Origin of the sequence: Cupriavidus sp. YR651 (genome assembly GCF_900101625.1) — a bacterium.
GTDB lineage: Bacteria > Pseudomonadota > Gammaproteobacteria > Burkholderiales > Burkholderiaceae > Cupriavidus.
In genome coordinates, this window is the sequence record NZ_FMYZ01000007.1 from 39,984 (window position 1) to 61,746 (window position 21,763).

Annotated in this window: 20 protein-coding genes; 7 read left to right on the forward strand and 13 right to left on the reverse strand. The window is 66.0% G+C overall.

From position 1 onward, the window contains the following. Nucleotides 1–2: 2 nt before the first annotated feature. Nucleotides 3–746 (reverse strand): serine O-acetyltransferase, encoded by a 744-nt coding sequence (gene cysE, locus BLR29_RS19370; RefSeq protein WP_092139130.1) that lies wholly within the window; start codon nt 744–746, stop codon nt 3–5. A 309-nt stretch (nt 747–1,055) separates the two neighbouring features. Continuing rightward, nucleotides 1,056–2,000 (reverse strand): RNA methyltransferase, encoded by a 945-nt coding sequence (locus BLR29_RS19375; RefSeq protein ID WP_369804659.1) that lies wholly within the window; start codon nt 1,998–2,000, stop codon nt 1,056–1,058. Between the two features lie 278 nt (nt 2,001–2,278). On the opposite strand from BLR29_RS19375, the gene BLR29_RS19380 reads away from it, so the two are divergent. After that, nucleotides 2,279–3,103 (forward strand): inositol monophosphatase family protein, encoded by an 825-nt coding sequence (locus BLR29_RS19380; RefSeq protein ID WP_092138666.1) that lies wholly within the window; start codon nt 2,279–2,281, stop codon nt 3,101–3,103. 136 nt (nt 3,104–3,239) lie between these two features. Here the strand turns inward: BLR29_RS19380 and BLR29_RS19385 are convergent, their stop codons facing one another. Continuing rightward, a complete protein-coding gene (locus BLR29_RS19385) occupies nt 3,240–3,713 on the reverse strand; it encodes a pilin (protein WP_092138667.1) in 474 nt (157 codons plus the stop codon). A gap of 586 nt (nt 3,714–4,299) precedes the next feature. Between BLR29_RS19385 and mutS the strand changes: the two genes are divergently transcribed. Both mutS and BLR29_RS19395 read left to right on the forward strand, forming a co-directional pair. Further along, complete coding sequence (gene mutS, locus BLR29_RS19390; RefSeq protein ID WP_092139134.1) at nt 4,300–6,924, forward strand: DNA mismatch repair protein MutS; 2,625 nt, start codon at nt 4,300–4,302, stop codon at nt 6,922–6,924. Nucleotides 6,925–7,031: 107 nt separating this feature from the next. After that, complete coding sequence (locus BLR29_RS19395; RefSeq protein WP_369804660.1) at nt 7,032–8,003, forward strand: hypothetical protein; 972 nt, start codon at nt 7,032–7,034, stop codon at nt 8,001–8,003. A gap of 208 nt (nt 8,004–8,211) precedes the next feature. Here BLR29_RS19395 and BLR29_RS19400 read toward each other — a convergent pair whose 3' ends face one another. Continuing rightward, complete coding sequence (locus BLR29_RS19400) at nt 8,212–8,745, reverse strand: FKBP-type peptidyl-prolyl cis-trans isomerase (protein WP_092138669.1); 534 nt, start codon at nt 8,743–8,745, stop codon at nt 8,212–8,214. A gap of 11 nt (nt 8,746–8,756) precedes the next feature. Between BLR29_RS19400 and BLR29_RS19405 the strand changes: the two genes are divergently transcribed. Then, entirely contained in the window at nt 8,757–9,965 is a 1,209-nt protein-coding gene (locus tag BLR29_RS19405) for a ribosomal protein uL16 3-hydroxylase (protein ID WP_092138670.1), read from the forward strand. 200 nt (nt 9,966–10,165) lie between these two features. Further along, complete coding sequence (locus BLR29_RS19410; RefSeq protein WP_092138671.1) at nt 10,166–10,408, forward strand: hypothetical protein; 243 nt, start codon at nt 10,166–10,168, stop codon at nt 10,406–10,408. Nucleotides 10,409–10,547: 139 nt separating this feature from the next. On the opposite strand, the gene BLR29_RS19415 is transcribed toward BLR29_RS19410, so the two are convergent. The 7 genes from BLR29_RS19415 to BLR29_RS19445 form a co-directional block, all read right to left on the reverse strand. Next, a complete protein-coding gene (locus BLR29_RS19415) occupies nt 10,548–11,336 on the reverse strand; it encodes an MBL fold metallo-hydrolase (RefSeq protein WP_092138672.1) in 789 nt (262 codons plus the stop codon). A 70-nt stretch (nt 11,337–11,406) separates the two neighbouring features. Then, nucleotides 11,407–12,648, reverse strand: coding sequence for an outer membrane protein assembly factor BamC (gene bamC, locus BLR29_RS19420; protein WP_092138673.1), 1,242 nt, complete (start codon nt 12,646–12,648; stop codon nt 11,407–11,409). 64 nt (nt 12,649–12,712) lie between these two features. After that, a complete protein-coding gene (dapA, locus tag BLR29_RS19425) occupies nt 12,713–13,597 on the reverse strand; it encodes a 4-hydroxy-tetrahydrodipicolinate synthase (RefSeq protein ID WP_092138674.1) in 885 nt (294 codons plus the stop codon). 154 nt (nt 13,598–13,751) lie between these two features. Beyond that, a complete protein-coding gene (locus tag BLR29_RS19430) occupies nt 13,752–14,333 on the reverse strand; it encodes a class I SAM-dependent methyltransferase (protein ID WP_092138675.1) in 582 nt (193 codons plus the stop codon). Between the two features lie 45 nt (nt 14,334–14,378). Next, the gene (locus BLR29_RS19435) at nt 14,379–15,044 is read right to left on the reverse strand and encodes a site-2 protease family protein (protein WP_092138676.1); all 666 of its coding nucleotides are present in this window, start codon (nt 15,042–15,044) and stop codon (nt 14,379–14,381) included. Nucleotides 15,045–15,092: 48 nt separating this feature from the next. After that, nucleotides 15,093–15,728, reverse strand: a complete 636-nt coding sequence (locus BLR29_RS19440) for an L-threonylcarbamoyladenylate synthase (RefSeq protein WP_092138677.1) — start codon at nt 15,726–15,728, stop codon at nt 15,093–15,095. Between the two features lie 33 nt (nt 15,729–15,761). After that, nucleotides 15,762–16,607, reverse strand: coding sequence for a 3',5'-nucleoside bisphosphate phosphatase (locus tag BLR29_RS19445; protein WP_092138678.1), 846 nt, complete (start codon nt 16,605–16,607; stop codon nt 15,762–15,764). Nucleotides 16,608–16,795: 188 nt separating this feature from the next. On the opposite strand from BLR29_RS19445, the gene BLR29_RS19450 reads away from it, so the two are divergent. Continuing rightward, nucleotides 16,796–17,863, forward strand: coding sequence for an NAD(P)/FAD-dependent oxidoreductase (locus BLR29_RS19450; RefSeq protein WP_092138679.1), 1,068 nt, complete (start codon nt 16,796–16,798; stop codon nt 17,861–17,863). 59 nt (nt 17,864–17,922) lie between these two features. On the opposite strand, the gene BLR29_RS19455 is transcribed toward BLR29_RS19450, so the two are convergent. Further along, nucleotides 17,923–18,816: an alpha/beta fold hydrolase gene (locus tag BLR29_RS19455; protein WP_092138680.1), complete on the reverse strand. Its 894-nt coding sequence runs from the start codon at nt 18,814–18,816 to the stop codon at nt 17,923–17,925. 157 nt (nt 18,817–18,973) lie between these two features. Between BLR29_RS19455 and BLR29_RS19460 the strand changes: the two genes are divergently transcribed. Next, a complete protein-coding gene (locus tag BLR29_RS19460) occupies nt 18,974–20,698 on the forward strand; it encodes an acyl-CoA synthetase (protein WP_092138681.1) in 1,725 nt (574 codons plus the stop codon). Between the two features lie 72 nt (nt 20,699–20,770). Here the strand turns inward: BLR29_RS19460 and BLR29_RS19465 are convergent, their stop codons facing one another. After that, nucleotides 20,771–21,691, reverse strand: coding sequence for a ferritin-like domain-containing protein (locus BLR29_RS19465; protein ID WP_092138682.1), 921 nt, complete (start codon nt 21,689–21,691; stop codon nt 20,771–20,773). Nucleotides 21,692–21,763 lie beyond the last annotated feature (72 nt).

The window sequence follows — 21,763 nt, forward strand, 5'->3', positions numbered from 1 at the left end:
CCTTACTTCATCAGCTTCCGTAGCTCGCTCGCGTCGAAGCGGTCGTTTGGCGTGTTCTCGAGATGCTCGCCGAGCCGGTCGAGTGCGGCCAGCACGGCCTCGATGCGGTCATGCTGTTTGGCCGCGTTGTCGATCAGGCTCTTGAGCGCCAGCGACACCGGATCATCCGCATTCGGCGTGATGCCGTAGGCCGAGAATTCCTGCTTCGCACCCTGCTGCTGCGTCGGCGCATCGGGCATGATGATGCGCGCCGGGATGCCGACCGCGGTCGCACCAGGCGGTACCGGCTTGAGCACGACGGCATTGGAGCCCACGCGCGCGCCATCGCCCACGACGAAGCCGCCCAGCACCTTGGCGCCGGCGCTGACCACCACCCCCGCGCCCAGCGTCGGATGCCGTTTCTGCCCCTTGTAGAGCGACGTGCCGCCGAGCGTGACGCCCTGGTAGATCGTGCAGTCGTCGCCGATCTCGGCAGTCTCGCCGATCACCACGCCCATGCCGTGATCGATGAACACGCGGCGGCCCATCCTGACTGCCGGGTGGATCTCGATGCCGGTCAGGAAACGCGACCAGTGCGAGATCCAGCGCCCCAGCCAGCGAAGGCCGCCGCGCCAGCACGCATGGGCCACGCGGTGGAACACCATGGCGTGCAGGCCGGGATAGCAGGTCAGGACTTCCAGACGACTGTGCGCGGCAGGGTCGCGCAGCATGATCGTGTCGATATCTTCCTTCAGGCGAGTGAACATCTTTGTCGTGTCGTGTTGCCGGGCCGTGCGCCGCACACCGCTGCGCGGGGCGCGCATGCGTGTGAACGGTCGCCGGTGCGGTCATTGGCCGGAGGTACGGCTGGGGGACGGCCGGATCGTGCGGGAGCAGGGAGTGTAAGAGATTCAGGCGTCTGCCGCCGGCCCCTGATGCCGTCAGGGACTTTGTTGTTGATCCGGCTTCAACATCGTGCCGGCGCACACGCGCGGGCCAGCGCCTTCGCCGGCAGGGAGACTGCCGGGAATGCGAACCTGCCTTGCGTGCCATGCGCCGCGAAAATTGCCACGGTGTCACCGATCCTTTTTACTTTTCTCGCCAGGCCGAGCCGGGGCCGTCGTGTCGTCACCCGGGTCCGGCAAATCTGCGTCGCCTGCGTGTTTCCCACCATCGCCCGCCAGCATCATGCGCCGGGCGATGCCTCGCAGGATATTGACCTCTTCGCGCTCCAGGCCGCTGCGCGCAAACAGGCGTCGCAGGCGCGACATCAGCTTGCGCGGATTGGCCGGATCCAGGAAGCCGATGGCCGCCAGCCCGGCCTGCAGATGACCGAACATCGACTCGATCTGCTCCGCCGTGGCGGGCTCACCAGAATAGCCGATATTCCCCAGCCCGTCCGCCGGCGCCCCTGCGGCCTCCAGCTCGTCGAGCAAGGTCAGCCGCATCTCATAGGCGATCAGTTGCACGGCCTGCGCAAGGTTCAGGGACGCATAAGCGGGATTGGCCGGAATATGCGTGACGGCCGAGCACCGCTCGACGACGTCGTTCGGCAGGCCGTAGCGCTCGTTGCCGAAAACGAAGGCGATGACGTTATCGGCGCCAGCGGCAAGCACCGCCCGGACTTGCGCCACGGCCACGCGCGGCATCAGCCGGGGCGGACCGAATTCGCGCGGACGCGCCGTCATCGCCACGGTGAAGGCCGTGCCGGCCAGCGCGGACTCGATGTCATGGACGATCCGTGCGCCCGCCAGTACGTCGTCGGCACCGCTGGCCATCGCCACCGCTTCGGGATGGTTGCGCACGTCGGGCTCGCGCGGCGATACCAGCACCAGGCTGCCCGGTGCGTCACCAAAGCCCATGGTCTTCATCGCCCGGGCGACCGAGCCGACATTGCCCGGGTGACTGGTTTCCACCAGCACCACACGCACACGCGAAAAAATGATAGATGCATCACTTTTTGGGGCGGATGAACTGGCAGGCATGGCCTGGTCTGTGGGGCCGGTGAACTTGTCGATCATGTGAAGCACTCCATCTGCGGTGATTGTTGCCGCCGACTCGTGCGGTGGGCCGGGTTCCTATACAATGCAGCCTTCAAATTTGTTGGCGCGGCGCTTCTTGCTGCCAGCGCGCATGCCCGGGTCCTGATCCGGTGCCTTGCGCGGCAACTTGGCGACGCCCCTCGTTCTTCTACAATTCGTTGTGTTGTCCGGCCGGATCGGGGCTTGTCCGCGCGCATTCGCCATTGCCTGGCGATCATTGCCGCGCGCCGCCCCCGCCCTGCCGCCTGGAGAGATTCATGCATCCGATGCTCAATATCGCCGTCAAGGCGGCCCGCAAGGCGGGTTCCATCATCAACCGCGCGTCCATCGACGTCGATCTGGTGCGCGTTTCGCGCAAACAACACAACGATTTCGTGACCGAAGTCGATCGTGCAGCGGAAGCGGCGATCATCGAGATCATCCGCACCGCCTACCCCGAGCACGCCATTCTAGCGGAAGAGTCCGGCCAGTCCTGGACCGAGGACGATGCCGAGCACGAGTACACCTGGGTCATCGACCCGCTCGACGGCACCACCAATTTCATCCACGGTTTCCCACAGTACGCGGTTTCCATCGCCCAGTTGCACAAGGGCGTGCCGGCGCAAGCCGTGGTCTACGACCCCACCCGTGACGAACTGTTCACCGCCAGCAAGGGCGCCGGCGCGTTCCTGAACAACCGCCGTATCCGCGTGACCCGCCGCGACAAGCTGGCCGATTGCCTGATCGGCACCGGCTTCCCGTTCCGCGACCTGGAGGGCGTGGAGGAATACCTGGAAATGTTTGCGCTGATGACGCGCAGCTGCGCAGGCCTGCGCCGTCCGGGCGCCGCCGCGCTGGACCTGGCCTATGTAGCCTGCGGCCGCCTGGATGGGTTCTTCGAACGCGGCCTGAAGCCGTGGGACATGGCCGCCGGCATGCTGCTGATCACCGAGGCCGGTGGCCTGGTCGGCAACTACGCGGGCGAGGCCCGTCAGATGGAGCAAGGCGAAGTGCTGGCGGGCAACCCGAAGGCCTTCGCGCAGATGGTGCGCCTGCTGTCGCCCTACTCGCTCGACAACACCAAGCCGGCCACCAGGATCTGATAATCGGATCGCTGGCACACCCGCCAGCCGGCCACGCGAAACAGGCGCCATGGGCGCCTGTTTTCATTGGCGAGAGCCAAGTGGCGAGAGCCCTTTCTACCAGCTCCGCGCCTGCACGCGCCGTTCATTGTGCGTCTTAGCTGCCAGTATCGAGCGTGCAACCCTGCGGCAGGAACGACGGCTTGAAATCGGCGCTGCCACCTCGTACCGCGCACGTCCAGTCGCCAGTAGCCCGGCGCCCCACCGTGATCCGCGTGCCGGTGACGGCGGGGTGCACGTCGCCATTCAGCAGGACAACGATAGCGCCCGACCCATCGGCGCCAAACACGAATGTATTCGGCGTGGTGGTCTGCGAGGACTGTATATAGCCCAGCGTACCCGCGGGATCCGGAAACAGGAACACCCCATGCTGCAAGCGCTCTTCCACCGGGATCTTGTACGCCGAGGCCTCCCAGAGCGCCCGCGAGATCTGCGACTTGACCACGTAGTCCTGATACTGCGGGATGGCCAGGGCCGCCAGGATGCCAATGATCGCCACCACGATCATCACCTCGATCAGCGTAAAGCCCGCGCGCAACGCGCGCTGCAGTTCCGTCCGTCTTGTTGTCATCGGCGCCCCGTTTTGTTGTATCGCACCGGCCGGTGCTCTCCTGCGCTCCCCCCTCTCCTATCCAAATGGCGTGCCAGCCCGAAAACGGCACGGAAGTGCCAATAAGTGACATTTTTTGGTCGATTCGTCACTTCGGCAGCGGCCCGGCTGACAAAGTTGCAGCCACGGGACCCGGGCACTGACAAATCTCGTCGCTTCTGCGCCTTCACTTTGAGAATCGGGCACCGGACGAGATCCGGCCAAGGGCCGTACAGTCGGAACCCGTACCCGACGTGCCTCGGTGAGATGTATCCGAGCGAAAATTGAGACCGTAGCGCAGGAGGACGGCCGGGCTGGCAGTAAAATGCCGCTTTGCGCCGCGGCGGGGTGACACACCCCGCTGGCGGCAACCGATATACCGGCGGCCCGGGCAGCGGCCGCCCGAGAGGAATGCATGTCCGTAGAAGCCCTTTCCACCCAAGGCGAACCCACCGACGCCACCCATGACGACAGCGCAGCCCCGGCCGCCCATGACGTGACGGACGCGCCGCAACCTGCGCCCAAGGGCTCCGATACCCGGCGCGGCGCGCCGGAGAAGCACACGCCCATGATGCAGCAGTACCTTCGCATCAAGGCCGATCACCCCGACACGCTGTTGTTCTACCGGATGGGTGACTTCTACGAACTGTTCCACGACGATGCGGAAAAAGCGGCAAGGTTGCTCGACATCACGCTGACCTCGCGCGGGCAGTCGGGTGGCGTGCCGATCCGCATGGCCGGCATCCCGTTTCATTCGGTGGACCAGTACCTCGCCAAGCTGGTCAAGCTCGGCGAGTCCGTGGCGATCTGCGAACAGATCGGCGATCCGGCAACCAGCAAGGGGCCGGTCGAGCGCAAGGTCGTACGCATCGTCACGCCCGGCACGTTGACCGACGCCGCGCTGCTGCCAGACAAGGTCGACACCTTCCTGATGGCCGTACACCAGCAGACCACGCGCCGCGGCGTCAGCAAGACCGGCCTCGCATGGCTCAACCTGGCCAGCGGCGAACTGCGGCTGATGGAATGCGAAGCCGCACAGCTAAGCCGTGAACTCGAACGGATCCGTCCCGCCGAATTGCTGCATGCGGACGGCATCGACCTGCCCGCGCTGGCTTGCGCGCGCACGCGACTGCCGGAATGGCATTTCGACCAGGACGCCGGCACGCGCCGCCTGCGCGAACAGATCGGCGTGGCCAGCCTGGAGCCCTTCGGCTGCGCGGGGCTGGGCGCGGCGCTCGGCGCAGCGGGTGCGCTGCTGAACTATGCCGCTGCCACACAGGGCCAGTCCCTGCGGCACGTGCAGGGCGTTACGGTGGAGCGCGAGTCTGAGTTCGTCGGGCTCGACTCGGCCACGCGCCGCAACCTGGAGCTGACCGAAACGCTGCGCGGCGGCGAATCGCCCACGCTGTTCTCGCTACTCGACACCTGCGCCACGGCAATGGGTAGCCGCGCGCTGCGTCACTGGCTCCATCACCCGCTGCGCGACCCCGCGCTGCCGCAGGCACGCCAGCAGGCCATCGGCGTGCTGATCGCACAAAGCCCGGACGCGCTGCGGGCCACGCTGCGCCGGCTGTCTGACGTGGAGCGCATCACCTCGCGGCTGGCGCTGCTGTCGGCACGCCCGCGCGACCTGTCCTCGCTGCGCGACACCTTGCGCGCGTTGCCCGACGTCAACGCCAATGTCACGCTGAGCGACGACGCGCCGCTACTGGCCCAGACCGTGGAGGAACTCGAGGTTCCCGAGGATTGTCTGGACCTGCTGGTGCGCGCCGTGGCCGAGGAACCGGCTACCGTGCTGCGCGATGGCGGCGTGATCGCACGTGGCTATGACGCGGATCTTGACGAGCTGCGCGACATTTCCGAGAACTGCGGCCAGTTCCTGATCGACCTGGAGGCCCGCGAGCGCACCCGTACGGGCATCGCCAATCTGCGCGTCGAGTACAACCGCGTGCACGGTTTCTATATCGAGGTCACCAACGGGCAGGCAGACAAGGTGCCCGACGACTATCGCCGCCGCCAGACGCTGAAGAATGCGGAACGCTACATCACGCCCGAACTCAAGGCTTTCGAGGACAAGGCGCTGTCCGCGCAGGATCGTGCGCTGGCGCGCGAGAAACAGCTCTACGAAGCCCTGCTCCAGGCACTGCTGCCACATATCGGCAGCCTGCAGCGCGTGGCCGGCGCGCTGGCGCGGCTTGACGTGCTGGCGGCCCTGGCCGAACGCGCCCAGACGCTGGACTGGACGCAGCCCGAGCGCGTCAGCGAAAACGTGATCGACATCGTGCAGGGCCGGCACCCGGTGGTGGAAGGCCAGCTTGCGGCGGAGTCGGTGGCCTTCATCGCCAACGACTGCCAGCTCACCGAAGCGCGCAAGCTGTTGCTGATCACCGGCCCGAACATGGGCGGCAAGTCGACGTTCATGCGCCAGACCGCGCTGATCGTGCTGTTGGCCTGCGTGGGTGCCTGGGTACCGGCCCGCCGCGCCGTGATCGGCCCCGTGGACCGCATTTTCACCCGCATCGGCGCGGCCGACGACCTGGCAGGCGGACGCTCCACGTTCATGGTCGAGATGACGGAAGCCGCCGGCATCCTGCACCACGCCACGCCATCGAGCCTGGTGCTGATGGATGAAATCGGCCGTGGCACCTCGACCTTCGACGGCCTCGCGCTGGCGTGGGCGATCGCGCGGCACCTGCTGTCCCACAACCGCAGCCACACGCTGTTCGCCACCCACTATTTCGAACTGACACAACTGCCGCAGGAATTCCCGCAGGCGGCCAACGTGCACCTGTCGGCAGTCGAACATGGCGACGGCATCGTGTTCCTGCATGCGGTGCAGGACGGCCCGGCAAGCCAGAGCTATGGCCTGCAGGTGGCGCAGCTGGCCGGCGTGCCGCAGCCGGTGATCCGCGCCGCGCGCAAGCACCTGGCCTGGCTGGAGCAACAGTCGGCGGATGCCACGCCCACGCCGCAGATGGACTTGTTTGCCGCCCCGTCTACCCAGACCAACTCGCCCGATAAAGAGGATGACGAGGGTGGCATGTCATCGGGTCTGACGCCTGCCTTCTCGTCCGCCCAGGCCGCGACGCTCGAGGCGCTGGCCGATATCGACCCCGACAGCCTGACGCCGCGCGACGCCCTGGACGCGCTATACCGGCTCAAGGCCTTGACGGAGACCACGCGCACGGTATGACAGCCCTTCGCTGGTCACGGCGGGCCAAGGCAATCGTCGCGACTGGCTTCCTCTCTTGCGTCGCCTCATGCTGCGCCCTCCTCGCGGCGCCCATCGTGGCGCCCACGATGGCCCACGCCGCTCGTGTGAGCAAGGTCACGCCCTCGCCTGCGCCCGCGGTAGAGCCACTGCGCGTGGCGCTGATTGCAGACGTGCCGCAGTGGCCCGCCGCCGAGGCGGACACGGCCACGCTGTTCGAGACCATGGCCTCACGCCAGATCGACCTCGTCGTTCACGCCGGCGGCATCAAGGGCGATACCGAATCCTGCGGGGATGCCGTGCTCGCCGCGCGTCAGCGCGTATTGGACGAGGCGCCTCTGCCCGTAATCTACGTGCCGGGCGAGAACGACTGGGCCGAATGCCAGAAACCGGTCAACGGACAGTTCGATGCCGTGGAACGGCTCAACCGGTTGCGCGAACTGTTCTTCCCGGTCGATGCCACGCTTGGGCGGCAAACGCTACCCGTCATCCGGCAGTCGGACCAGGCGCTGTTCCGCAGCTATCGCGAGAATGTCAGGCTGTTGAAGGGCAACGTCCTGCTCGTGGGCCTGAACCTGCCAGGCGACAACAACCACTACCGCACGGAAGGCGGTCGCAATGGCGAATTCGAGGATCGCCGCGAAGCCAATCGCCAGTGGCTGGCCCGCGCGTTCTCCGTCGCGGCACAGCATGGTGTGGCGGGCGTGGTCTTGGTCGCGCACGGCGACCCGCAGTTCGGCAATGGCTGGGAAAAGCGTGGCAAGCCATCGCTGTTCGACGCCTTCGTGCGGCGCGGCGCGCGCGACGGCTACCTCGAATTCAAGCGTCAGCTACGCGACCTGACAGGCAAGTTCTCGGGGCAGGTATTGCTGGTCCATGCCGGGGATGGCAGCTTCAGCGTGGACAAGCCCCTGCGCGACGCCGCCGGCAAAGTCGTGGTCAACTTCACGCGCGTGGTGCTGCCAGTAGGATCGCCGTCGCAATGGACGGAGCTGATGGTGTCGCCCGGTACGAAGTCGGTGTTCCAGGTACGGCTGCAAAACGGTCCCAAGGACAACTGAACGCCGAATTGACATGGCGTCGCAATGCAACCGGGGCTGAGCCAGACCAAAAGCCGGGCCAGGATAGTCGACAGCGACGCGCCCGACGCAGGCAACAAAAAAGCCGGCAAGCTGTCGGATGACATTTGCCGGCTTTCTTGTCTGCGACGACCCATCGCAGTAGCGACCCACCGCGAGGGTGGTATCGCATATCGCTCAGAAATTGATGTCAGTGCAGCGTGCGAGGCTTGTCCTCGTCGCCGTCTTCATCTTCGTCGACGACCTCCACACCCGATGCGCCATGCGCATGGCCGTGCTCGACCTCGTCGGCCGTCGCTTCACGCACTTCCGATACCTTCAGCCAGAAGCGCAGCGCCATGCCTGCCAGCGGGTGGTTGCCATCGAGCACCACCTTGTCCTCGGCCACATCGGTCACCGTGTAGATGATGGAGTCGTCATCGTCGCCGTCCTCGGGCACACCCTCGAACTGCATGCCGACTTCCAGCGGCTCCGGAAAGCGGTTACGCGGCTCCACCTTCACGAGATCGGCGTCATAGTCGCCAAACGCTTCTTCGGGTTCCAGCTGCAGCTGCGTCTCGAAGCCGGCGTCGTGGCCGTCCAGTGCTTCCTCGATTTTGGGGAACGTGCCATCATACCCGCCGTGCAAATAGACCATGGGCTCGTCCGACTCTTCAATCAGGTTGCCCTGCGTGTCCGACAGCTTGTACATCACGGACACCACCGTGTTCTTAGCGATTTTCAATTCTTGACTCCATGAGCGATTCCGCATTATACGCGCAGGCTATGCCTGCGGGACCTGTTGATCCCGACGCGCCGCTCACGCTGCTCGGGGGCACGACGCCCGCGGCGTTCATGCGTGACATCTGGCACCGCAAACCCTTGCTGATTCGACAGGCAGTGCCTGGAATCGTGCCACCAGTGTCGCGGGAAGCGCTTTTCGAACTGGCCGACCACGAGGCCGTCGAGTCCCGGCTGGTGTCGTACTTTCGCAACCGCTGGAAGCTCGAACACGGGCCGTTCGCCGAAGACAACCTACCGTCACGCAAGACGGGCAAGTGGTCGCTGTTGGTCCAGGGCGTGAACCTGCACAACCAGGCCGCAGCGAACCTGATGAGCCAGTTCCGCTTCGTCCCCGACGCGCGGCTGGACGATGTGATGATCAGCTATGCCACCGACGGCGGCGGCGTGGGCCCACACTTCGACTCATACGACGTTTTCCTGCTGCAAGTATCGGGCCGGCGTCGCTGGCGCATTTCGTCACAAACGAAGCTCGACCTGATTCCAGACATGCCGCTGAAGATCCTGTCCGATTTCACCTCGGAACAGGAGTGGGTACTCGAGCCCGGCGACATGCTCTATCTGCCGCCACAATATGCGCACGACGGCGTGGCCGAGGGCGAATGCATGACTGCCTCCATCGGCTTCCGCGCTCCCGCGTACCGGGAACTGGCGGGGCATTTTCTGGCCTGGTTGTCTGAAACGGTGGAAGGCAACGAGGAACTGGATGGCCGCTACGCAGACGCAGGCGAGGCCGCCACCTCGCACCCGGCACAGGTGCCCGCAGGGCTCGCGCGCGCCGTGGCCGACCGCCTGCAGGCCATGAAATGGAATGCCGGCATGGTCTCGGAATTCCTCGGCACACACCTGTCCGAGCCCAAGCAATCTGTCGAATTCGCGGAGGTCGAAGAGATTCCGCTGCGCAAGTATGCGAAGCTGGCCCAGGCACATGGCGTGGTCCTTGCCCCGGGTTCCATTGCGCTCTACGACCGCACGCATTTCTTCCTCAATGGCGAAGCGTACGAGCCGCCTGCCCCGCTGGCGAAATGGCTGCGTCGTCTGGCCGATGCGCGACATCTGACGGCCGAGGAGGTGAACGCGTGCGCATCATTGCCAGACCTCATGGAGACATTCCATGATTGGACGCTTGAAGGCTGGCTGCAGATCGCACCGGTACGCGTGTAATAATGCGTAACAAAGAGAACCAGTAAATTTCGACTGTACACAAGGCGGGAAAACGCGGATATAATCGCCCGCTGGCTAGTACTGTGTACCACTGCATTGTCGGCACCCGGGAGAGCCTCAAATTTGCAGTTCAAGAGCGATAATTACCGGTAATTATTCATCGCCTGTTTTTCAGTTATTAAAAGTTAAAGGACGAACAAATGAAGAAGTCTCTCCTGATCGCATCCCTGCTGGCTGCTGTTGCCCTGGCCGCTTGCGGCAAGAAAGAAGAAGCCGCTGCTCCGGCCGCTGACACCGCCGCTCCGGCTGCTGCCGCCCCCGCCGCTGACGCTTCGGCTCCCGCCGCTGCTCCGGCTGCTGACGCTTCGGCTCCGGCCGCTGCTCCGGCTGCTGACGCCTCGGCTCCGGCCGCTGACGCTTCGGCTCCGGCTGCCAAGCAGTAATCGGATTCGTCCGATAAAAAAAGCCGACCTTCGGGTCGGCTTTTTTATTTCCGGTGATTTTCTCGGGCACGAACCGGATGCCGTCACTCTCCCTCGGAATCATCCGAGTCTAATTCGCGCACCCACATACGCGTGTCATTTATCCGCGTACGCGCTGCCAGTTCAGGCCTTCATCCTGGTCTGCAATCAGAATGTCGTCGAGCGTCGCACCGAGCACCGCTGCCAACGCACCAGCCGCCAGCTCACGTGTGTTGTTCTGCCGACTCAGATGCGCGGCCACCACACGCGTCAACTGCGTGTGCGCCACTTGCGACAGGATGCTTGCCGCCACCTCGTTTGCCAAGTGCCCGAAATCCCCCCCGATACGACGCTTCAACGAATACGGATAGGCCGAATTGCGCAGCATCTCCCGGTCGTGATTGCACTCGAGCACCAGCGCGTGGACGCCGGCCAGCCGTGCCGTGACATATGGCGTCTCCATACCGGCATCAGTCAGGACGCCAAGCACAGCGTCGCCATCCGACAGCACGAACTGTAGCGGCTCGCGTGCATCGTGGGGCACGGTGTATGGCCGGATCTGCAGTCCGCCGATCTCGAAGGCATGGTCGGCGCAACACACCCGCACATCGGCCGCATCGGCACCACGCATATGCGACGTCGCCAGCCACGTACCATGACTGGTGTGAACAGGAAGCTTGTGACGCGCGGCGAACGCGTAGGCGGAACCAACATGGTCGCCATGCTCATGCGTGACGAGCACGGCGTCGAGCTGGTCAGGCGCGACACCGAGGCGCTCCAGCCGTCGTGCGGTTTCGCGAATTCCGAAGCCGCAATCGAGCAATACGCGGGTGACGGTGGTGCCGTCGGCAGCCTCGATCAGCAACGAATTGCCCTCGCTGCCGCTGCCCAAAAAAGCAAAGCGCATCATTGATGCGCTCGCTGGGTGTGGCCCCCGACGGCCAGCGCCGTCGGGACCCTCTGACTGCGAAGGAAAAGCATCAGTGGAGTTGCTCGTCCAGCAGGGAAAGAATGCGCTTGCCGATCTCGGAGTTGTCCGGCTGGCCGGCATCATTCTGCACGGTCACCGTGGTGCCCGTGCCGTTGCCCTTCAGCGCCACGCGATACTTCTTCGCGGTCTTGCCGTCGTTGGGCTTGGTGAACAGCTTCGAGAAGAAACCGCGGTCGTCCACGTTGGCACGCGGATCAACGTAGCGGACGTAGTACAGGCCCTGGGCGCGGTCGCGATCTTCCACCGTGAAGTTGACGCGATCGAGCGACAGCCCGACCGAACGCCACGCGCGGTCGAACGGTTCCGGCAGTTGCAGCGCCGGCGCGCCGTTGACCTGGGCCAGGAACGACTTGCTGCTGTCGGTCGACGATGCCGCACCGGTCGCGGCGGCGGCACCGATGCCCGTGGGAGCATTGCCCGCCGGCGCGTCGGCAGCGGCGACGCCTGCCGGCGCCGGGTTCTTGGCCATCTTGTCGGCCTGATCCTTCTGCACGCCAAGGCGCTGCGCCAGGCGCGACAGGAATTCGGCTTCGAGTTCGGGATCGGCCGGACGCGGCGTCCAGACGGTGTTGGACTTGTCGATGCCCGTCAGTTGTTCCTGAGCGCCACGGTGGCTGATGAACACCTCCAGCTGGCCGTTCTGCGAACGTTCCACACGGGTACGGAACTTGTCACGCTCGGACGTCGAGTACAGGCCATCGAACACCTTGCCGATCGTATTGCGGATGATGTCCTGCGGAATCTTGGCGCGGTTTTCCGCCCAATCCGTTTCCATGATGCCGGTCTCGGGCGAGTCCTGCACCAGCAGGAAACCGGACTCCTGCCAGAAACCGCGCAGCGACTGCCACAACTGGTCGGCACGCATGCCGTTGCCGATGACGAGCCAGCGTTGATTGCCATCGCGCTCCATGCGAATGCCCTGCGAAGAGGGCAGGACGTTTTCGGAGGGGCTGGCCTCGCGGGTCTTGTTGGCCTGGCTGTAGTTCGACAGCGTGGACGTGCCGGCGGCGTCGGGCACCGTGTAACGGCGGTCGCCTTCCAGCTTGGTCAGGTCCGGCGGAATATCCAGCGAAGCAGTCTTCTTGCCCTGGGACTTGTAGTCGATCTTGTCCGGCTGCATGGCCTCGTTGATGCTGCCGCAGCCGGCGATCAGGGTCATGGCCAGCACGGGCGCGACCACGGCGGCACGGCGAACTTGGGTCGCGCCGCGACGGTTAAGCTTCTGTTTCATTGACACGTAATCCTGGTTTCAAGAAGTCGGCGAGTTGCCGCGGTTCAGCCGGAAAGGTTGGAGATCAGGCAAGCAGGCCGGCGGCGGCAAGCGCGCGGCGCACGGTGTCGTACTGCGACTCCGCCAGCGGGGTCAGCGGCAGGCGGATACCGCCTTCCATCTTGCCCATCTGTTGCAGCGCCCACTTCACCGGGATCGGGTTCGCCTCGACAAACATGGCGCGGTTCAGGTCGATCAGCTCCATGTGCAGGCGCCGGGCCGTGACGACGTCGCCCTTGAGCGCGGCGACGCACATCTCGTGCATCTTGCGCGGAGCCACGTTCGCGGTGACCGAGATATTGCCCTGGCCGCCCAGCAGGATCAGCGCAACAGCGGTGGGGTCGTCGCCGCTGTAGATGGCAAAGCCTTCCGGCGCGCCCTTGATCAGTTGCGCAGCCCGGTCGATATTGCCGGTGGCTTCCTTGACGCCGACGATGCCCGGCACTTGCGCCAGACGCAGGATGGTGTCGTTGTTCATGTCCGCGACCGTACGGCCGGGGACGTTATACAGCAGCACGGGCAGGTCCACGGCTTCCGCGATGGTGCGGAAATGGCGGTACATCCCTTCCTGGGTCGGCTTGTTGTAGTACGGAACGACCTGCAGCGACGCATCGGCGCCCACCTTCTTGGCGAAGGCGGTCAATTCGATCGCCTCGCGGGTGGAATTGCCGCCGGTGCCGGCGATGATCGGGATCCGCTTGGCGGATTGCTCGACAGCCACGCGGATGAGCTCGCAATGCTCATCCACGTTGACGGTCGGCGATTCGCCGGTGGTCCCGACGATCACGATGCCATCGGTGCCTTCCGCCGCGTGCCAGTCGATGAGGGCGCGCAGGGCCGGATAATCCAGGCTGCCATCCTCATGCATCGGGGTGACGATGGCCACGATGCTGCCGGTAATCTGTGTCATAGCTCAGGGAACTCGGAAAATCGAATAAACGGGATTGTACCGGAACCGTCAGCCGCTCCGGACACCCCCGGGATGAGGGAAAACGTCTAATTTATCAACGTGTGAAGCGCCCTCCCCGCTGACGGCCGTCTGCGCCGCCGGGTGGGCATGGCACCTACCCCAGGCCGGGCAGCCGGTAACGTGGCGGGGCGGTCTCGCCGGCGGGGCCGGTTTCCTCGCGCACGGCGCACATCCGCTGGACGAACGCCGTTTTCGGCACTTCCAGCGTGCCGTCCTCGTAACCCACTACCCGCAGCGCACCGTGCGCCACGTCGAGCAACTCGCCCGGGCGGAGCAGAAAATCCGGCCGGGACGGCTTGCCGACGGTTTCGTTACCAAATGAAAAAGTCTCGTACAGCAGCACGCCGCCGGGGGCCAGCGCCTCGAGCAAGTGCGGCCAGAGGGGCCGGTGCAAATAATTGGTCACCACGATGGCGTCGAACCGCCCGACACCGGCCAGCGGCCAGGCGCCCTGCTCAAGGTCCTCCACCCGGCCTTCAACCCCCGCTGGCAGCCCTCGCACGGCCTCCGCATCACGGTCGACGGCCAGCACCTGGAATCCCTGCCCGGCCAGCCAGACGGCATGGCGACCGCTGCCGCACGCGAGGTCGAGCACGCGTCCACCCGGACGGATCAGGTGGGCCCAGCGGGTAATCCAGGTCGATGGCGCGGCCAGTGGCGGATGGATCAGGGTCATGCGGAAAGTGAAATCAGGGCGTCGAGCCACACGCGGCGGGCGAGGTCACTGCAGCACCAGCAGGATGGGCCGCAACATCAGTTCAACGATGGCGTACAGGCCGTTGACAACCGGACGCATCCAGATCTTGGTAATCACGCCGGCAGCCACCAGCGCCAGCACGACGAAAATGCCGTACGGCTCGATCCGGCCGACGGCCGCGGCCACCCGCTGCGGCAGGAAGGCCGTCAGCACCCGTCCACCGTCGAGCGGCGGAATCGGGAACAGGTTGAAGGCGGCCACCACCAGGTTGACCAGCACGCCGGCGCGGGCCATCTCGCCCCAGAACGGCTCCTGCACACGCGCCCAGGCCAGCCCGATGGCCACCAGTGCCCAGACAAAGGCCTGCACGAGGTTGCTGGCGGGGCCGGCCAGCGCCACCCACATACCATGCCAGCGCGGGTTGCGCAGGTGGCTGAACACCACGGGCACCGGCTTGGCAAAGCCGAAGACGAACTGGCCGGCGGTCAGGAAATACAGCAGCAGCGGAACGGCGATGGTGCCGATCGGATCGACGTGGCGCACCGGGTTGAGGCTGACTCGCCCCAGCAGGTAGGCCGTGTTGTCGCCGAAAAACCTGGCCACGTAGCCGTGCGCGGCTTCGTGCAGCGTAATGGCGAACAGGACAGGCAGGGCGTAGACCGCAACGGTCTGGATAAGGGAGGAATCCATGCGGCCTATTCTACCGAGCAACCGCGCCGTCGGGCTGTCCGGTTTGTGTCAAAGCGTGGCCTCCAGCCCAAAACGTTCCACATCGCCACGGCCGGCGCGTACCAGCTCCGGCTCCCCGCTGGTCAGGTCGATCACGGTCGTCGGCTGCGCCGGGGCCGGACCGCCACACACCACGAGGTCGAGCTGCTTTTCCAGCCGGGCGCGGATCTCCGCCGGGTCGTTCATCGGCGCTTCGTCGCCTGGCATCTGCAGCGTGGCGGAAATCAGCGGCTGGCCCAGTTCCGCCAGCAGCGCCAGCGGAATGGCGTGGTCCGGCACCCGCACACCGATGGTCTTGCGTGCCGGGTGCGACAGACGCCGCGGCACTTCCTTGGTCGCTTCCAGGATGAAGACGTATGGCCCCGGCGTGGCGCCCTTGATCCAGCGGTACTGGCGGTTGTCCACGCGCGCGAAGTTGCCAAGCTCGGACAGGTCGCTGCACATCAGGGTGAGGTGATGCCGGTCGTCGATGCCGCGCAGCCGGCGCAGGCGTTCCACGGCGGTTTTATCGTCCAGCGGGCAGGCCAGCGCATAGCTGGAATCCGTGGGCAGCGCGATCAGACCGCCCTGGCGGACGATCTGCGAGGCCTGCTTGATGAGCCGTGCCTGCGGATTTTCGGGATGGATCTCGAAGTACTGGGACATGAGGCGCGGATATCGTAAAGGGAAAGCCCGGACTTACCAGTCGTGCCAGACCGGCGTCACGTCCGATGGCAGCGGCGGCAGCGTGCCGATTTCCACCCGGCCTTCGCCGGGACCATGGAAATCCGACCCGCGCGATGCCAGCAGGCCATAGTGCCGGGCCACATCGGCATAGCGGCGGAACTGGTCGGGCGTGTGGCTGCCGGTGACGACTTCCACGGCACCACCGCCCAGTTGCGTGAATTCGTCGAACAGCGCGTCGCGCTGGGTCGCCGTGTAGTTATAGCGGCCCGGGTGCGCCATCACGGCGATGCCGCCCGCGGCACGGATCCAGCCGACCGCCTCGGAGAGTCTCGACCACCGGTGCGGCACGAATCCCGGACGCCCCTCGGACAGGTATTCGCTGAACACATCGCCGATGGTGCCGCAACGGCCCTCGTCGACGAGCCAGCGGGCGAAGTGCGTGCGGGAAATCAGGTCGGGATTGCCAACGTAGCGCAACGCGCCCTCATAGGCACCCTCGATGCCGACGCGCGCCAGCGCCTCGCCGATGTCCTGCGCGCGGCGGGCACGCCCATCGCGCGTCCTGGCCAGGCCATCGACCAGTTCCGGATGGAACGGATCGATCTGCAGGCCAACGATATGCACCGTCTGCCCGGCCCACGTCACCGAGATTTCCACGCCGGGCACGTAGCGCATGCCCATCGCCTCGGCGGCGGCGCGGGCTTCCGCCTGCCCGCCCACTTCATCGTGGTCCGTCAACGCCCAGAACGCCACACCGCCCGCGTGCGCCCGGGCCGCGACGTCGCGCGGCGACAGCAGCCCGTCGGATACGGTGGAGTGGCAGTGCAGATCGGCGTTGATGGCGTGAGGGTTTTTCATGGCCCTTATTCTACTCCCGACGGTCAGCCCGCGGGGCCGCGGGAGTGAAGAGAAAGCGGCCCTCGCCGGGCCCGGCGATAGCCCTCCCGGCAACGCTGGCGCGTCCGGATTGCGCCGCCCTGCAAGGTATGATGGGGCCTTGTTCCGTTCCCCCCTTGCGGTGCGCCGCCGCGCCGCACCCTGCCGCCATGTCGACCACGCCCGCCACCGCCACCCATCCCGAAACCATCCAGACCGATGTGCTGATCGTCGGTGCCGGGCCGGTTGGCCTGTTTGCCGCATTCCAGGCAGGCGTGCTGGGGCTGAAGTGCGAACTGATCGACGTGCTCGACCGCGCCGGCGGCCAATGCACCGAGCTGTATCCCGAAAAGCCGATCTACGATATTCCCGCCGTGCCGGGCTGCCTGGCGCAGGACCTGGTGGACCGCCTGCTCGAGCAGTGCGCGCCGTTTGCGTTCCCGATGCACTTCAGCCAGCGCGCCGACGGTCTCGGCGAGACCGCAAACGCCGACGGCCATCCCCGCATGCTCGTCACCACGGATGCCGGCAAGCGCTTCGATGTCGCCGCCGTGCTGATCTGCGCCGGCGCCGGCGCCTTCGCACCGCAACGCGTGGCGCTGCCCGAGGCCGCCGCGCTGGAAGACCGCCACCTGCACTATGCGGTGCGCGATGTCTCGCGCTTTGCCGGCAAACGCGTGATCGTGGCCGGCGGCGGCGACTCCGCGCTGGACTGGGCGCTGGCGCTGCGCAAGGTGGCCGCGCGCGTCACGCTGCTGCATCGGCGCGACGGGTTTCGCGCGGCGGATCACTCGGTGGCGTCGATGCGCGCTGCAGTGGAAGCCGGCGAGATGGATTTCGTGATTGGCATGCTGGGCAGCCTGCAGACCGACGACAGCGGCGCGCTGACCGGGGCCGGCATCAAGACCCGGGATGGCGAGCAGACGCTGCCGGCGGACGAACTCATCGCGCTGTACGGCCTGGTCTCCGAACCGGGACCGATTGCGCAATGGGACATGGACATGCGCGCCGGCCGCATCCTGGTGGACACCACCACCTACGAAAGCTCGCGCCGCGGCATCTTTGCCGCCGGCGACATCGCGTTCTATCCGAACAAGCAGAAGCTGATCCTCTCCGGCTTCCACGAGGCCGCGCTGGCCCTGCGCAAGGCCTACCACTACGCGTTCCCGGAAAAAGCGCTGGTGCATGTGCACACGAGCAACAACGCCGCGCTCAAGGAAAAGCTGACGCACGCGTAGCGTCGTAGTCGTCCCGCGGATATTCAAGACGCCTCCGATCCACGCCCGGAGGCACCATCTCAGGCCAGGAAGTCCTCGATCAGCCGTGCCACGACCTGCGGCTGGTCGTGATGGAGCATGTGACCCGCATCGTCGACGATCACCTCGCGGAAGTCCCGGAACGCGCGGAAGCGCTCCTTGAACTCCTCCACGCTCTGCTTGTGGGCGATGTGCTTCAGGGTCGCCGAATCACGCGCCTCCACATGCAACACGGGCGCGCTCACCTTTGCCCAGATCTCCATGATTTCGTCGATCCGGTAGAGCATCGGGTTGATCAGCTTGTGCGCCGCATCGCCCAGGATCTCCCACTGCCCTTGCGCATTCCGCCGCGACCAGTGCGCGGCCAGGAAGGCGGCGCGGTCGTCGGGCAGGCGCGGGTTGGTCTTCTGCAGCCGCGCGGCCACGGCGGCCTCGCTGTCATAGGTGCGCAAGGCGGGCTGTGCGCGCAGCTCGTCCAGCCAGCGCACCATCCGTCCCGGCGCCTGGTCTGGCCGCGTGCGGGTCATGCCGAAGCCTTCCAGATCAACCACGCGCCGCACCCGCTCGGGGCGCACGCCGGCGTAGACGCAGACCACGTTGGCACCCATGCTGTGGCCTACCAGGTCCACCTGCCCCTCGGGCTGGTAGTGGTCGAGCAGCGCCTCGAGGTCGGCCACGTAGTCGGGGAACCAGTAGGACCCGGTCCCCGGATAGCGCGTCGGGTAGTCAGTCTCGCCAAAGCCGCGCCAGTCCATCGCAATCACATGCCAGTCCCGCTCGCACGCATCGACCAGGAACTGGAACGATGCCGCCACGTCCATCCAGCCATGCAGCATGAACAACTTCGGGGCGCCGGGCGTGCCCCAGTGACGGACATGCGTGCGCAGTCCGCGCAGCGTGATAAATTCCGAACGCGAGGTTTCCGCGATGGTCATGGTCTTTCCCCCATTTGCTCAGGTCTTCTGGCACGCGCATGGGCACCGGGTCAACGGCCGCGCGGCAGCCTGGAGATAAAAATAGAACGATCGTTCGCTTGCTGGGCATTATAGCCACGTGGCAGGCAGGACGATGCAAAACATCGGAGACAACTGGATGACCGCCTTGCCGGCAACCCGGCGCGACGACTATCGCGCGCTGCATGATTCGTTCCGCTGGAACGTGCCCGAATGGTTCAACCTGGCCGAGGTGTGCTGCGGCCGCTGGGCGCGCGACCCGGCGACCATGGACCGCATCGCGGTCTATACGGAGCATGAGAACGGGCGCCGCGCGTCCTACTCCTACGCGCATATCCAGGCCGAGGCCAACCGCCTGTCACGCGCTTTGCGCGAACTTGGCGTGCAGCGAGGGGACCGCGTGGCCATCGTCATGCCACAGCGCATCGAAACCGTGATCGCCGGCATGGCGGTCTACCAGCTTGGCGCCGTGGCGATGCCGCTGTCGATGCTGTTCGGGCCGGAAGCGCTCTCCTACCGCATCGACCACAGCGAAACACGCGTGGCGATTGCCGATGAAACGTCGATCGACAACCTGCTGGCCGCCCGCCCCGACTGCCCGACGCTGCAGACGATCATCGGCGCCGGGGATGCCGCGGGCCGCGCGGACCTGGACTTCGACGCCCTGCTGGCCGCCCAGTTGCCCACCTTCACGGCCGAACAGACCAAGGCCGACGAGGGCGCGGTGCTGATCTACACCAGCGGCACCACGGGCCCACCCAAGGGTGCGCTGATTCCGCACCGCGCGTTGATCGGCAACCTGACCGGCTTCGTGTGTTCGCAGAACTGGTATCCGCAGGATCACGACGTGTTCTGGAGCCCGGCCGACTGGGCGTGGACCGGCGGCCTGTGGGACGCGCTGATGCCGGCGCTGTATTTCGGCAAACCCATCCTCGGCTACCAGGGCCGCTTTTCCGCCGAGCGCGCGTTCGAGTTGCTGGAGCGCTACGAGATCACCAACACGTTCCTGTTCCCGACCGCGCTCAAGCAGATGATGAAGGCGTGCCCGGATCCCGCCGCACGCTACGACCTCAGGCTGCGCGCGATCATGAGCGCGGGCGAAGCCGTGGGCGAAACCGTGTTCAGCTGGTGCCGTGACGCGCTGGGCGTGATCGTCAACGAGATGTTTGGCCAGACGGAAATCAACTACATCGTCGGCAACTGCACCGCGCAGTACGACGACAGCCGGCTTGGATGGCCTGCGCGACCGGGATCGATGGGACGCCCCTACCCCGGCCACCGCGTGGCGGTGATCGACGATGACGGCAGGCAGTGCCCGCCGGGCGAGGACGGTGAGGTAGCGGTCTGCGCCACCGACATCCACGGCCATCCGGATCCGGTGTTCTTCCTTGGCTACTGGAAGAACGACGCGGCGACCGCAGACAAGTACACGGAATCCGACGGGCTGCGCTGGTGCCGCACCGGCGACCTGGCGCGCATGGATGCGGACGGCTACCTGTGGTACCAGGGTCGCGCCGATGACGTGTTCAAGTCGTCCGGCTACCGGATTGGGCCGAGCGAGATCGAGAACTGCCTGCTCAAGCACCCGGCGGTATCCAACTGCGCCGTGGTGCCATCGCCGGACCCCGAGCGGGGCGCCATCGTCAAGGCATTCATCGTGCTGACAGCGTCAGTGACGCGGTCGAACGACCGCGATGCCGCGCTGGTGGCCGAACTGCAACAGCACGTGCGCGGGCAACTGGCACCGTACGAGTATCCGAAGGCGATCGAATTCATCGACCAGTTGCCGATGACGACGACCGGCAAGATCCAGCGGCGGGTGTTGCGGCTGATGGAACAGGAAAAGGCCGGCAGCAAGGCCTGATGCCCGGGACTGGCCCCGGACAGGTCGAGCCAGCGCAAGGTGGCTCAAGGCGGCTCAAGGTGGCTCTGCGGCTCAGCCCGCCGACGCCTCCAGCCAGGCCAGTTCCTCCTCGTCGAATCCCGCCGCACGGCGGGCGTCGAGATTGAATGGACCGCGCAGCTTCGGCGCGCGGTATTGCTCGGCCAGCGCGGCATAGGTGGCCACCGGGTCCAGCCCACGCTGCGCGCACAGCCAGCGGTACCAGTGGTTGCCGATGGCCACGTGGCCCACTTCGTCGCGCAGGATGATGTCGATGATCGCGGCGGCGGCTTCGTCGCCCGCCTCGGCCAGCTTCGCCCGGACCGGCGGCGAGGCGTCGAGCCCACGCGCCTCCAGGGTGCGCGGCACCAGCGCCATGCGCGCCAGTACGTCGCCGGCGGTCTTGTCGGCCATTTCCCAGAGGCTGTTGTGGGCCGGAAAATCGCCGTAGGCGGCACCCAGCGTACCCAGATGGTCGGCCAGCAGCGTGAAATGCAGCGCTTCCTCGTCGGCCACGCGCAGCCAGTCGCGGTAGAACCTGGGCGGCATGCCGGCGAAGCGCCAGACGGCATCGAGCGCGAGGTTGATTGCGTTGAATTCGATATGGCAAAGCGCGTGAATCATCGCCGCACGGCCGCCATCGGTACGCAGCGACCGGCGCCGCTCCACCTTCTGCGGCGGCACCAGCTCCGGGCGTGCGGGCCGGCCCGGCAGCGGCAACGCCGGATCGGCAGCCAGGATCGCCACGGCATCCGCCCCGCCATCCCCCTCGGCTTCCCCCTCGGCTTCCCCCTCGGCTTCCCCCTCGCCGCCCCCTTCCGCCAGCACCGCCGCGTACAGGGCCCGTGCGGCGGTCGCCTTGGCCCTGGCATCGGTCATGCACAGGACGTCGAGCGCGCCTTGACGCGTCAAGCGTGGCAAGTGCGGCAAACGTGGCGAATCGTGTGAATCTGCGGCGGGTACGATGGCTGGCATAGGCGTAAAATCTCGGCTGCCGCCATTGTAGAGCCTGGCCGGGTCCACTCCCGGTGCATCACACGTGCTCTT